General features: G+C 58.0%; 13 protein-coding genes. 8 read left to right on the top strand and 5 right to left on the bottom strand.

What is annotated here, in order from left to right; all coding sequences use genetic code 11:
- The first annotated feature begins 113 nt into the window (after positions 1 to 113).
- From HY868_23870 to HY868_23850, 5 genes are all read left to right on the top strand, one after another.
- Positions 114 to 1991, top strand: a complete 1878-nt coding sequence (locus HY868_23870) for a TRAP transporter fused permease subunit (GenBank protein ID MBI5305190.1) — start codon at positions 114 to 116, stop codon at positions 1989 to 1991.
- A gap of 50 nt (positions 1992 to 2041) precedes the next feature.
- A complete protein-coding gene (locus HY868_23865; protein ID MBI5305189.1) occupies positions 2042 to 3103 on the top strand; it encodes a TAXI family TRAP transporter solute-binding subunit in 1062 nt (353 codons plus the stop codon).
- Positions 3104 to 3146: 43 nt separating this feature from the next.
- Positions 3147 to 3650, top strand: a complete 504-nt coding sequence (locus tag HY868_23860; GenBank protein MBI5305188.1) for a hypothetical protein — start codon at positions 3147 to 3149, stop codon at positions 3648 to 3650.
- A gap of 259 nt (positions 3651 to 3909) precedes the next feature.
- Complete coding sequence (locus tag HY868_23855; protein ID MBI5305187.1) at positions 3910 to 4296, top strand: helix-turn-helix domain-containing protein; 387 nt, start codon at positions 3910 to 3912, stop codon at positions 4294 to 4296.
- Positions 4293 to 5330 carry a LysM peptidoglycan-binding domain-containing protein gene (locus HY868_23850; GenBank protein ID MBI5305186.1) on the top strand — a complete coding sequence of 346 codons (1038 nt, stop codon included), beginning with the start codon at positions 4293 to 4295 and terminating at the stop codon, positions 5328 to 5330. Before HY868_23855 ends, HY868_23850 begins: the two co-directional genes overlap by 4 nt.
- Before the next feature lie 59 nt (positions 5331 to 5389).
- Here the strand turns inward: HY868_23850 and HY868_23845 are convergent, their stop codons facing one another.
- From HY868_23845 to HY868_23825, 5 genes are all read right to left on the bottom strand, one after another.
- Positions 5390 to 6754, bottom strand: coding sequence for a DUF2029 domain-containing protein (locus HY868_23845; GenBank protein ID MBI5305185.1), 1365 nt, complete (start codon positions 6752 to 6754; stop codon positions 5390 to 5392).
- Positions 6755 to 6917: 163 nt separating this feature from the next.
- Positions 6918 to 7706: an alpha/beta fold hydrolase gene (locus HY868_23840; GenBank protein ID MBI5305184.1), complete on the bottom strand. Its 789-nt coding sequence runs from the start codon at positions 7704 to 7706 to the stop codon at positions 6918 to 6920.
- Between the two features lie 69 nt (positions 7707 to 7775).
- Positions 7776 to 8591: a hypothetical protein gene (locus HY868_23835; protein ID MBI5305183.1), complete on the bottom strand. Its 816-nt coding sequence runs from the start codon at positions 8589 to 8591 to the stop codon at positions 7776 to 7778.
- Positions 8592 to 8771: 180 nt separating this feature from the next.
- Entirely contained in the window at positions 8772 to 9248 is a 477-nt protein-coding gene (locus tag HY868_23830; protein ID MBI5305182.1) for a GNAT family N-acetyltransferase, read from the bottom strand.
- 3 nt (positions 9249 to 9251) lie between these two features.
- A complete protein-coding gene (locus tag HY868_23825) occupies positions 9252 to 10403 on the bottom strand; it encodes an ATP-grasp domain-containing protein (GenBank protein MBI5305181.1) in 1152 nt (383 codons plus the stop codon).
- Between the two features lie 249 nt (positions 10404 to 10652).
- On the opposite strand from HY868_23825, the gene HY868_23820 reads away from it, so the two are divergent.
- From HY868_23820 to HY868_23810, 3 genes are all read left to right on the top strand, one after another.
- Positions 10653 to 11300 (top strand): site-2 protease family protein, encoded by a 648-nt coding sequence (locus HY868_23820; protein MBI5305180.1) that lies wholly within the window; start codon positions 10653 to 10655, stop codon positions 11298 to 11300.
- A 25-nt stretch (positions 11301 to 11325) separates the two neighbouring features.
- The gene (locus HY868_23815) at positions 11326 to 12690 is read left to right on the top strand and encodes a PD40 domain-containing protein (protein ID MBI5305179.1); all 1365 of its coding nucleotides are present in this window, start codon (positions 11326 to 11328) and stop codon (positions 12688 to 12690) included.
- Positions 12691 to 12784: 94 nt separating this feature from the next.
- On the top strand, positions 12785 to 13756 hold the full coding sequence (locus HY868_23810; protein MBI5305178.1) for a prephenate dehydrogenase/arogenate dehydrogenase family protein: 972 nt from the start codon (positions 12785 to 12787) through the stop codon (positions 13754 to 13756).
- Positions 13757 to 13774 lie beyond the last annotated feature (18 nt).

Genomic DNA, 13774 nt, shown 5'->3' with positions numbered 1-13774 from the left:
CGCACGCCTTCGCCTGCAAGTTGGCGAAGACGTTTTTTATTTGCCGACGGTACCGTCTGTTTGCGCTCGAAAAAAATCCTGGCACATAGCCGAATTCAAACGAGGAGGTTTGCGTGCGCGAGTTCAAAGGCATCGCCGCCATTCTAGTCGGCGCGTTCTACATTGGATTCGTGGTGTGGTCGTTGTACGGCGCGGTTGCGCCGATAGACACGTACACGTTCCGCATGGTGCACCTTGGATTTATTTACCTCTTGGCATTCCTGGCATACCCGCTTTCGCCCAAAGCCGGTCGCTGGGGTAGCGCGCTCGACATCGCGCTTGCAGTGATTGGCGTCGCGAGTATCGTCTACGCACTCTTCGACCTCGATCACTTCATCCGTCGTTCGACGCTCCCCGAAGTGCCCGACCTGATTTTTGGTATCCTCGTCATCGCGTTGTTGATCGAACTCTCCCGCCGTATGGTGGACATGACGTTCACGCTCGTGCTGATCGGCTTTTTACTCTACGCGCTGTTCGGCAATTTCATTCCCGGTCCGCTCGGACACAAAGGGTACGATTTCGACCGCATCGTCGGGCACATGTACATGACGCTCGAAGGAATTTTCGGCGTGCCGATTTCGGTGAGCGTGTCGTTCGTGATGTTGTTCGTCGTGTACGGCGTGTTGATGGACGCGGCGGGCGCGGGCAGTTTTTGGCTCGAGCTCGCGCTCGCGGTGATGGGGCGCAAATCGTCGAGCGCGGGACGCGGCGCAGTCGTGACCACCGCGTTGCTGGGTGGTCCGCAAGGGAGCGGCGTCGCGACGACCATGTCCGTCACGCCGATCATGTGGCCCATCCTTAAAAAAGCCGGCTACTCGGCGGACCTGGCGGCGGGCTTGATTTCCGCCGGCGGCATCGGCGCGGTGATTTCACCGCCGTTGATGGGCGCGGCGGCATTTCTCATCATGCAGTTTCTGCGCGTCTCGTTTTGGGATGTCGTCGTGATGGTGACGATGCCGACATTGTTATACTATCTCGGCTCGTTTTTCGTCGTAGACCTGGAGGCGCAAAAGTACCACTTTGCGCCGCCCGATTCAACCGGGATGACGTTCTGGCAAGTGATGCGAACCAAAAGTTATCACTTGATCTCGCTCGTCTTGCTCGTCATTCTGCTCGCCTTTGGTCTGTCGCCGGAAAATTGCGCGATCTATGCGATTGCCTGCGTCGTCGCGACGAGTTTTCTCAGCAAGGATCGCAAAGACTGGCTCACACCCAAACGCTTGATTGATGCGACGATTGAAGGCGCGAAGAATATGCTGCCAGTCGCGGTGCTCCTCGCGGCGGCAGGACTGATCGTCGGCGTGTTTTCGTTGACCGGGCTGGGTCTGAAAATTTCGCAACTCATCATGTCGTTGAGCGGCGGCAACGTGTTGCTCGCGCTCGTGCTCGCGTTGTTCACGTCGTTCATCGTCGGCTTGAGTTTGCCGATCACTGCAACGTACATTATGACGGTCGTGATGGTTGCGCCGGCGCTCATCAAGGTCGGCATTCCGGAACACGTCGCGCATTTGCTCGCGTTTTATTTCGCGGTGTTGTCGGAGGTGTCCCCGCCGGTGGGGTTATCGCCATCCGCGGCGGCGGCAGTCACGGGCGGCAATCCGTTCGCTTCGATGATGCAAGCGTGGAAGTATTCGCTCCCGGCATTCCTCGTGCCGTTCCTCTTTTCCGCGACGAAGGAAGGCGCGAGTTTACTCATCGTCGGCGCGACCTTGCCCAGTTTTGTGATGGCAGTCATCAACAGCGGGTTCGCGCTCTTTTTCCTCTCGCTGGGCATCGTCGGATATTATCGCGCGCCGTTGCATTTGATCGAACGCGCGGCGCTCATCGCGGTTGCAATTTGGATGGTCGTGGATCAATTCGACTTGACGCCCATCGGTATCCTGCCGATTGTGTTTGGCGCGCTTGTCGCCGGGCGGCATTATTGGTTCAATCGCCATGTGCCGGTAACATGATGTCAGGGTTCCAACCCTGGGTTCAAACCAAATTCTTTAGGAGGTGTTTGATGAACGTACGAAAATGGAGCGCCCTTGTATTGATGGTTGTCGTCGTGGCGATGCTCGCGGCGTGCGCCGCGCCAACCGCCGCGCCCACATCTGCCCCGCCCGCTACCGCGAAGGCGCCCGCGGCGGAGCCGACCAAAGCGCCTGCCGCGTCCACCGAAAAACTTTCGTTCAGCATTGCGACGGGCGGCACGGGTGGTGTGTGGTATCCGCTCGGCGGCGCGATCAGCGGCGTCATCGCCAAGAACGTGCCGAACACCGATGCGTCGGTCGAAGCGACGACCGCCGCGCTCGACAATCTGAAACTGTTGACCGCGAACAAATCGCGCATGTCGTTTGCGTACGATTATCACGGCGTCTGGGTCAACAAAGGCACGATGCCTGGGTTGACTGGCGCGCACAAAATTCGCGCGGTGCTCAGTTTCTACGAACAACCCTTGCACATCGTGACTAAGGAAGGGACGAACGTCAAAGCCGTGACCGACCTGAAAGGCAAGCGCGTTTCGACCGGCGCGCCGAACAGCGGCACGGAAGAGCAAGCCGATTACGTATTCAAGGCGCTCGGCATGGATTGGAGCAAGGACCTCACGCGCGAAAAACTGGGCGCGACCGAATCGGTTGCCGCGTTGCGCGACGGCAAGATTGACGCGTTCTTCTGGAGCGGCGCGGTGCCCACTGCCTCGATCATTGATCTCGCTTCGACGCCCGGTTTGAAGATGGTGCTCTTGCCGGTTTCGGGCGACGCCGCGGACAAAATTATGAAAGGTAATCCCGGCGTCTTTCACAAGACCACGTTCCCCAAAGGTTCGTACTCCAGCGTAGACGCGGATATTGACACGCTCGCCATCACCGCGGTGCTCTACGTGATGGACAGTTTCCCGGAAGATCGCTTGTATCAAATTCTCAAGGCGATGTTCGACAACAAGAGCGACCTGACGGCAGTAGCGAAAGAAGTCACCAAACTGACGCCCGAACTTGCGGTCAAGCAAATGAGTCCGGACGCGCAAGAGTATCTGCATCCCGGCGCGAAAAAGTACTTTGTCGAAAAAGGTGTGATCAAATAACACACGGTAGGGGCGACACATGCGTCGCCCCTACAACTGTACTATGCGTCGCACAATTCCAATTCTCGTTTCACTCCTCTTCCTCCTCGTCGCGGTCATCCTGGGTCTCCAAGCCGAATTGCCAGGATTCACGCAACTCGAACTGACCGATCCCGAAACGGGACGCACAATTTTTTCCGCCGCGTTACGCGATGGCGAGCCGGTCGTGCTGACCTGGCACAATTCGATTTTCGATCTCGACGTGACCGAGGAATTCACCGCCACCAATGGAATGCTGATCGAACACGCGGTCACTTTCGCCGATCCGCGCGGCACGCCGCCGATGGTCGCCGCGCCGCAAGACCTCGACGATTTATTTCACACCGGCGGACCCTTTGCCGTGCGAGGCATCGCCAAGCCCTTCACGCGCATTACGTATCGCATCGGCGAAATCGGCAACCCCCAGTTTCACATTCGCGATCGCGTCATCGCGCTCAAGCCCGAAGTTGGTTTCGGCGGACGCGTGACCTTAACGACGCATCGCGCGCGTGTGCGCGATCTTCCATAGAGCAAGATTCCACCTTGCCACTGCCCTACTCGACCAAACTGGAGACAAGCAATACAATTTTGGACGCGGACGCTGCGCGCGCGGATAATCGCGGATATTTTTAATCCGCGAAAATCCGCGTCCAAAAAATCTGTGCTCTTTGCATAGTGATTTCACAGAATAGAACTGTTTCATTTGCCTCGGTTGGATAAGATATTGACACGCCGACCAAAATATCGTAAAATGTAGCAAGATTGAGCAAGACAAAGCGAGGTGGAGTTTGACGGCGAAACGTGAATTCTTTAGCACCAACGAGGTGGCGCAGATTCTCGGCATCAGCCCGTTCACCATCCGCCGTTATATCCAACTACGCAAACTCAAAGCGGTGAAACTGGAGGGCAGTTATCGCGTGCGCCGCGCGGACCTCGATACGTTCATTCACGCGCGCGAAATCGAGACCGAGGAAGAATTGGCGGAACTCGACGAGCCAGAGTTGGCGGTAACACCCTTGCGCCGCAAACCCGTCGCGACTGTCGAGCCGGCGACGCGTCCCGCGCCGCGCGCCAAACGCGTCGCGCATCCAGAGCCGACAACGCGTCGCGCCGCACGTCCAATTACTCCCGCGCCGAAAGCCCGCGCCAAGCGGGGTAAGGAGGAGAAAGAATGAAGTACGCAATTCGTTTGCTCGTGATCCTGTTCGTTTTGCTCACACTCGGATTAACTGGATTGGCAGCAACTAGCGTTGCCGCGGATTCACCACTCTATCACGTGGTCGCGTGGGGCGACACGCTCTTTTCCATCGCGAATCGTTACAACACGTCGGTGAACGCGATCATGCAGACGAACAACCTTCGCAACGCCGAGTTCATTTACGTCGGGCAACGCTTGCAGATTCCTGGGTCGGCGCGCCCCGCGCCATCGCAATCCACGTACACCGTTCAAAATGGTGACACGCTCTTTTCGATTGCGACACGATTCGGCGTGACGGTGAACGCGTTGATGCAGGCAAACGGTTTGTACAACTATTGGATTTATCCGGGTCAAGTTCTGCGCGTGTCGGGCTATTCACCTTTCCCGGTCATTCAGACCGGTCCACTACCTGGGTTGCGCCCAGTGCAAACCGGCGTGTACTACAATGTGCGTCCCGGCGATTATCTGTCCAACGTCGCACATCGTTTCGGTACGACGCCCTACTCGATTCAAATCGCGAATCGTTTGGCGAATGAGCATTTTGTTTACCCAGGACAACGGTTATATATCCCAGGCGCAACGCCAGGAAACAATTTCCCGACCCAGCCATTCGAGCCGCCGATTTATCCGAACTATCCATCCGCGCCGCCCTACTACCCGCCTGTCGCGACGCCAATTCCAGTCGTCGTTTTGCCAGCCCCGGTAATTCCCAATCCGAATTCGAATTTGTGGGAAGCGGTGCTCATCACGAACACCAAGGGCACGGGACCTTGCTCCTTGCTCGCGATTGTGGTCGGCAAAACTGATTGGCCCGTCGTCGTCGCGACGACCGACGGTAGTTTCATCAGCGATCCCAAATTGACCGGCACCAAGCCCGAGCGCGGACCATACGTCGTCGAATTCGCGCATTCGTGCACGGGCACCTGGCGCGTGATTCCGCTCGGCTTGAACACGTACGCGGATGTCACGCTCAACGGCGGTCATGCCGAAGTCGAGTTTCACCAGCGTTAACCGCGCGTGGTGCGCTCTCAGCAGAAATCAAGCCCCGGAAATTTCCGGGGCTTGATTTTTTATTCGCGAATCCAAATCAACCACACGACTCCCGCCGCGCCAATACTCGCGATGAGCACGACCGCGACGAGCGTTCGTATCGGCACGCGCCATGCGCCAACGCGCGGCTCGCGCGCGATGGTCGCGCGGACGGCGAGCAACAGGAGTACGAACGCGAGCACAAAAAAGCCGGCGTTGACCAGGTGAATCGTTTTGAGCAGCGCGCGCGCCGGAATGAATTCATCGAACAACTCCCAGTCTACGAGCGAGGTCACAATCGTCAGTGCGCCAATCGGCGTATACCACCACTCGCGCGAGGCAACGAGTATCGCGAGAAACGCAAACACGGGAAAGGCATAGTTCACGTGCATCCGCGTACTCAGCATGAAAAATCCGAACGCCATCGCCGCGCCCGCCGCGACAACCGTGTGCGGTTTTGTACGCCCAAGTAAACCGTAGAGTACGATCAGACACAATACGCCGAACGCAATCAAACCGACTTCGCGATACGCGATGACACCCAGGAATAAATTCGTGTCGTACGGAATCAGCGCATCCGGAAGCTTGACATTCGGCGCAGTAGGATCCCAGGGCTCGCGTCCGCCGGCAATGAGAAACCAGAAATTGTCGGCGAACACGTGGAGAAATGGATAGGCGAGTCGCATCCGCGTTGTGATTTGTGCGGCTTGCTCCAGCGTGCCGCCGAGAATGAACGGCAACCACACGCCAACGCCTACCACGCACGCCGTCACACCCGACGCAATCATCTGACGCCAATTCGCGCGCGTGACGATCAAGAATCCAACGAGCGGCGCAAACGCCATCGCTTGCGGTTTGATCATTACCGCGAGCACGATCAACGCGGATGCCCAGAGCCAATGTTCGTTCAGCGCGGCGTACAGCGCGAGCATCACCAGCAACAGATAGTACGGATCGCCGATCATGCTCATCCACGCGGTCGTCGTCAGCACAACTGGGTTGAACACGTAAACGACGCCGCTCGCGAACGCGCGCCGCGCGTCGAGCCACATGCGTGCGATGAGATACACCGTCATCGCGATGAACGAATCGGCGAGGATCGAACTGAGGCGCAGAAGAAACTCGATGGTCGGCGATTGTGGATCAAATTGTGGCGAACAGCAGAGGCGATAAGTTTGCCCTACAAACCAGAGCGGATAAAAAAAACCGGGCGGGTAGAGATTACCTTGCAAATGTTCCGCGTAGATGTTCGGCACACCATTCACGACGAGGCGTTGCGTCGTTTCGATCCAGCCGCCCATATCCCAGGGAAAGGCGTTGGGAACATTGACGACGATGGTGAGCCGAACCGCAAACGCGATCAGTCCGACGAGCAATACTGGGGACAACAACTTACTCAATGTCATTGCGAGGAGCATCCTGAGCGGAACGCAGCGAAGCGGAGTGAAGTCGAAGGGTGCGACGAAGCAATCTCCAACCCCACCCTTGCCCTCCCCTTGTTAAGGGGAGGGTGGGGAGGGGTAGATTGCTTCGCCGATGTGCGGCTCGCAATGACATGCGACTGTGAATTCATACTGTTTTGAGAAACTCCCGCACTGCGCGATTGAACGCGTCCGGCTGTTCGAGGTTGGAGAGATGCGCGGCATTTGGAATCATGACGAGTTGCGAATTGCGAATCGCGCCGCGCAATGCTTCCGATTCGCGCGGCGGGATGAGCGTGTCGTCTGCGCCGACGAGGATCAACGTCGGCACGGCGATGTCCGCGAGCATCGGCGTCGCATCGGATCGGTCGCGCAGCGCGCCGAGTGCGGCGACGATGCCCTCGACCGGTTGGCGCGCGAGCATTTCGCGCGTCGCGTTCGTCAACTCGACATTGGTCGCGAGCGTTTGCGGCATCAGCAGTTTGGGCAACAATCGTTCGGCGAGCGCGCCCGCGCCTTGCTCGCGCACGAGCGCGATGTGATCGTTGCGCGTTTGCTTGGCTTCTGGTGAATCGGGCGCGGCGCGCGTGTCCGCGAGAATCAACGCGCGGACGCGATGCGAAAACTTGCGATAGAATTCGAACGCGATATAACCGCCCATCGAAAGTCCGGCGATGATTGCACTTTTGATGCCGAGCGCGTCGAGCAAGCCGCGCACATCGTCCGCGTACGTCTCAATGGTCACGCCAGTCGCGCCTTGCCGCTCCATCGCCAGCGAGGATAATCCCGATTCGCCAAACCCGCGCAAATCCGGCGCGATGACGCGCGCAGCCGCCGCTAGTTCGCGGACTTGGGACGACCAATACGTCCGGTCGAGCGGGAAACCGTGTACGAACACGAGCGGCACGCCAGCGCCGCCGGTATCGTCAAAAGCCATTTCTACGCCATGCACTCGTGCGCGCATGTTGCATTCCTTCTAGTTCAAATCGAAAATCCACAATCCCGCTCACACGTTGTACTGCTGCCGATATTCCGCGATTTGTTTTTTGACGGCGCGGCGTTCGTCGAGCGCGGATTGCACCGGGAAGACAAATTCTTTTTCCCACTTGGTGATGAGCATATCCAAATCGCCCAAGAATTTTTTGAGCGGTTCGAGCAGGTTGACCGTGATCGGATCAATCAGCGTCAGGTCAATGCGTGCTTTGCCGGTCGGCTGGAAGAACAGATCGTTCAACTGCTTGAGCAGTTGCGCGGTGACGGCTTCGATCAACGCGGGAATCGCGCGCACCAACTCGACCAGACTGTTCGCGGTGCGGCGCAGGTCTTCGCCGACGAACGGAATTTTCGACAGGAGCGAGTTGAAGAAACTCGCGATGGACTCGGCAAGCGGAAGCGCCACGCCAATCGCGCCGACGACCAATCCCTCTGCCGCTTTGAATTTTTGTTGTAGATCGCCCGCCATCTGCGCGATGCGGTCAACCGTGGTGCGGAGCGCGATCAACGCGGCTTGAAAACCTTGCCATGCCTTCTCGGCGATGGTCACGCCATCGCGCATCAAGCGGATGCCGGTTTTGAGCGCCTCGAACAAACCGCGCATCAAGGACAATCCATTCGCCAGGATATTGTCTAATCCGATGCGATCCATCTGTTCGTACAAACCGATGAGCGTGCGTAGTTTGTTCAACTCGCGCTCGAATTGGGCGCGGGCTTCGTCGCTCGTTTGCGTCAAGCCGTACGCGGTAGCGGCGACACCAATCGCGCCCGCGCCCGCGGCGATCAACAATTGGCGGCGCGTCATCGAATCGTTTGGATTGTTCGGCATTCGTTCCTCCTTGAAAACGTTTGGCAAGTTGGGAACTTGCTCCACGCTTCTTCAGCATGACAAGTTTACAATAGGCAAGTTGGAAACTTGCCCCACGAATCATACGTGTCGGCATCGTAACACAATCACGACAGAGCGTCAATAATAAATGAGTAAGGGCAGGTCAGAGACCCGCCCTTTTTATTGTAGATTTTTGCGATACATGACTTTGCCTTCGCCCGGCGCATAAAAGTCGTTGATGTGGGCGATGCACTCGTAGCCGTGACGCTGGTAAAATGCGCGCGCGGCGCAATACTGCGGCGAATCGGACGTTTCGAGATACACCGCGCGCGCGCCGCGCGTCCGCAGTTCGTTCTCGACGCCCTGGAGAAGTTGCGTCCCGATGCCCTGCCGTTGTCCGGCGCGGTCTACGCAAATCCAGTACAAATCCCATACGCGGTCGGTGAGCGGCGTGGGACCGAAACAGGCAAAGCCGTCAATCGCGTTCGGGTTGCCGTTGCGGTATACGACAAATGAATAATCGTCGCCCGGCGCGGGATGCAGAAACGCGTCGAGCATCTCGTGAACGACTTGGACTTCTTCCGGCGTAAAGACGCCGACGGTACGCGCCAGGCACTCGATCGCCGGCGCGTCAGAGGGTTTGGGCGGTTCTATCATACGCTATGCGCTTGCCGGAATGGTCGCGACGGCGGGCGCGCGTTTGAGACGCGGTTCGCGTGTGTTCGTCGGTAAAAGCGCACTGACCGGAATCGAATAGACGCCATCCGCGCCGACGCTGCGCGCGCGCAATTCGTAACTAACGATGCGCGGTCGTGCGAATCCTTTGAGTCGGTAACGCCGCGCGGCTAACCGGCAAATTTCGTCGGCGAGGTCGGCGTACGACATGCCGGCGGTGCGCGCCGCGCGCGCGATGCCGGCGTCCGGCGACAGATCGGCATTGGGATTCACTTCGAGGACGTACGGCACGCCGTTCTTGACGCGAATATCCACGCGTCCGTAATCGTGCAAGCCCATCGCTTGATACGCGCGGCGCGCGACGTCTTCGATGCGCGCTTTGAGCGTATCGCTGACGTGCGCGGGACACGTGGGCGGCGTGTCAATGTATTCCGGCGACGACGAGACCCACTTGGCGCGAAAAGAAACGATGCGCGCGAACGGGTTGCTGATGCGGCGAAAGTTGATCTCGGAGAGCGGCAAGACGCGCGGCATGTCGTTGCCCAGTACCGTCACGTTGAACTCGCGTCCTTCGATGAACTCTTCGACGAGCGCGGGTTCGTGGTACTTGTCCCAGATGTAACGCACCTGACGGCGCAACGCGCGTTCGTCGTGCACCACCGAGTCGAGGGTAATGCCGATGCTGGCATCCTCGGACGCGGGCTTGACGAACAGCGGAAAGGGGATGTGCAGATTGATCGTCCACGGGGTAAAGACTTGGAACGCGGCGGTCGGCAATCCGTGCGCCATCAAAATTTCCTTGGCGCGGGGTTTGTTGAGGCAGTTGGACAAGGTGCGGCGGTCGGAACCCGTATAACGGAAACCCAGATGCTCGAAAACGGAGATGATGTACGGTTCGAGATACGTTTTGTTGCGGATGCTCTCACACAGGTTAAAGATCAACCATTCGTTGGGATCGTACTGACGAAGGGGACCCCACAAATCATCCCGGACTGGAACCGGCACGGTGGTGTGTCCATGTGTTTGCAGAGCTTTTTCGATTTCTTGTTCGACAAAAACAATTTCCTGTTCGGATAAAAGGTCATCGGCTTCTTGTTCCGAGTCCTCGATGACATTGTAGACGACCAAAATGTTCACAGCGTCCTCGACTGTTCTTTGCGTATCACGCGAGCAAAAAATTTCTGCGCGAATCTATTTTGCATTATACACTAGGAATGAAAAAAACGAACCTTAAATTTTGTTGCCGGGCGATATTGACGCGCGGAGGTCGCACGATCATCGCGCGGCGCGCGCGGACACGCGACGGCGTGATGGCAACGCGAGTTTATTCGCCATTTCATTTTTTTGTGGTATAATGACGCCCGCTTGTTTCCAAAAGGAGTTTGAGTGCTGCTCAATATTCTGACCGGTCCTGATCCGCTACTGTCCTTGCTCAGTTTGCTGATCGCGCTCGTGCTGGGGATCACGGTACATGAGTTCGCGCACGCGGCAGCGGCGACCTGGTTGGGCGATTCACTCCCGCGTCGCCAAGGTCGGTTGACGCTCGCACCGCAGGCGCACCTTGATGTGGTTGGCTCGTTGATGTTTCTCGCGGCGGGGTTTGGCTGGGGACGCCCGGTGAGTTATGATCCGTATGCCTTGCGCGCCGGCCCGCGCACCGGTCCCGCGCTCGTCGCGTTTGCGGGTCCCGTCGCGAACTTTATCATCGCGCTCGTCTTCGCGTTGGTGGTACGCGGGCTGATGTTCACGATAGATGCGAGCACCCCTGCGTGGTTCATTGCGGTGATCAACTTGTGTCTCAGCATCGGACACTATAATTTGATTCTGGGCTTTTTCAACCTCATCCCGGTTTATCCGCTCGACGGTTTTACTGTGCTCTTGGGTGTTTTGCCTTTCGACTGGGCGGAAATGCTCGAACGAACTCGGCAGTACGGCATATTGCTGATGCTCTTGCTCTTGATTTCGGGTGCCACTTCGATGTGGCTCGGCGCGCCGGTGAATACGTTGTGGGGCGTGCTGTCCGGAATTAGGTGATGACACGATTCCCTGGAGGTCTATGATGAAACAACACTTGTTCGCGCTGGTCGCGTTGGTACTGTTTGCAATTACAATGTCCGGTTGCGGTGTGCTCGCCACACCGACACCCACACCGAAACCGACTCTGCCGCCAACACCGACACTTGCACCCACCGCGACGCCGCTTCCACCCACACCCACTCCACTCCCGCCAACCGCGACACCCATACCACCGACACCGGTTCCACCGCAAGCAACGACCAAACAGCAAGTCAACTTGCGCACAGGTCCGAGCATCCAGTACGCCATCGCGGGCAGGATGCCGCAAAACACGAATGCAGTCGTCCTCGGCAAGAACGAAGATGGCTCGTGGCTTCAAGTCGCGTACCCGGATGCCAAGACTCCGAGTTGGCTCGCAACCACATTCGTGACCGTGACCGGCACGATTGACACGCTGCCCGTCATTGCAGTTGGCACACCGCCAACGCCGACACGCGGTGCTGCCGCGCCGACCAAAGCCGCCGCCGCGACACCAACGCAAGTCATCCCGCCGGCAAAGGGTACACTCGCGTTCATTTCGTTCGAGGGAACCAGTTTCTTGCTCAACAACTATAAATTCGACAGCAAGACCGTCGCGGCGTTTCGTCCGTTGGGTCCCCGCCCGTTCGATCTTGCCCAGTTCACGAATTCAGCGCCCTTTGCGTACGCGCCGGACAATTCGGGAATGGTCGCGTACGTTCAAGGACCGGGCAATACGAACAACTTGTTCGTGGATGGCGGGGGAATGGATAATCGTAGCATCTACACCCACCAAGGTATTTCGAGTCCGACGTGGTCGCCGGACAGCCGCTACATCGTCTACATCGGCATGGACAACGATTTCCGCTCGCAATTCATTTACAAGATTCCGAAAGAGGGCGGCAAAGCGGAACGCTTTTTCCCCACTAGCCCGGTGGACGTGCAAAATCGCGCGGGCGAAAGTTATCGCGGCGTGGCGTGGGGCAAAACGCATTTGTTGTTCGTTTCGAATTTAACCGGTGCGTACGAAATTTGGCGATTGAATGCCGATGGCGGCGGTCCGCTACAATTGACGAACGACAAACGCGAGAACGGCGCGCCGACGTGGAGTCCCGATAGCACTCGGTTCGCGTACTATTCCAAGCAAACAAATGGCAGTTATCAAATCATGATTCGCAATGCCGACGGCTCGAACCCGCGCCAATTGACCAACGCCGGCAACAACTTTACGCCGACCTGGTCGCCCGACGGGAATTGGATCGCGTTCGCCTCCGATCGCGGCGGGCAGGGTCGGCTCGACGTGTGGATGATGGACAAGAACGGCGGCAACGTGCAATCCATCACCGGCAAGTTGAGCGGCGAAGGCAAACTGCCGGGATCGTGGCGGTGAAATCAGTAGGCAGTAAACAGTCAACAGACAAATTCGTCTGCCGCTGACTGTCTACTGGCAACTGACAACTAACGACTGACGACTGGAAGAAATCATGGCAAAATCTCGAATCAGCATTATCGGGCTGGGTCTGATCGGCGGTTCGATTGGACTCGCGCTCAAAAAAGCGAACCTCGAAGTCGAAATCATCGGGCACGACAAAGACCCCGGAGTGTCAGCAAAGGCGCAAAAGCGCGGCGCGGTAGATGCGACCAAGTGGAATTTGATTGACGCGTGCGAGGGCGCAGGGTTGATCATCCTCGCGTTGCCACTCGATGGCATCGCGGGCACGCTCGACGCGCTCAAGCCGCACCTCGCGCCCGGCACGATCATCACCGACACCGCGACCTCCAAAGTGTCCGTACTCGATGCGGCGACGCGGTTGCCTGCCGGCGCGCAATTCATCGGCGGCAATCCGGTGCTCAAACCGAATCGCGCCAAAACGGAGCGCGGCATTGACGCGGCGGACGCCGATTTGTTTCAAGAAGCGACCTGGTGTCTGGTTGCCGCGCCGTCTGCCACCGGCGAAGCGATTGACACGGTCGCGAATTTCGCCGGACTGCTGGGCGCAAAGGCGTACTTTATGGACGCCGCCGAACACGATGGCTTGATGACCGGCGTACAACACTTGCCGATGCTCCTCGCGACCGCGTTCGGCGCGGCGACGATGACGAGCGCGGGATGGCGCGAACTAGGCAAGGTCGCGAGCGGCGATTTTCGCGCCGCGACGGAAATCGTGCCCGACGATCCCAAGACCGCGCGTGAACAACTGTTCGCGCATCGCGATGATGTACTCCGCTGGCTGGACGTAATGAACGATCAACTACACACTCTGCGGCAAATGATCGAGCGCGAGGATGCCGCCGCGCTGGAAGCGTTGGTCAAAACCGTGTCCACCGAACGCGCGAAATGGCAGAGTGGTTCGCTCGATCAGTCGCAGACGAACGTCAATTGGGAGGACACCAAGTACAGTCCCGCGCGATTTTTCCTCGGCGGTCTCGCCGATGCCGGAAAGAAACGCAAGTAAAATCAAAACCCGAAGGAT

The organism is Chloroflexota bacterium (assembly GCA_016219275.1).
GTDB lineage: Bacteria > Chloroflexota > Anaerolineae > UBA4142 > UBA4142 > JACRBM01.
The sequence above is the reverse complement of the archived record's forward strand: the minus strand, read 5'-3'. Positions and strand labels throughout refer to the sequence as shown.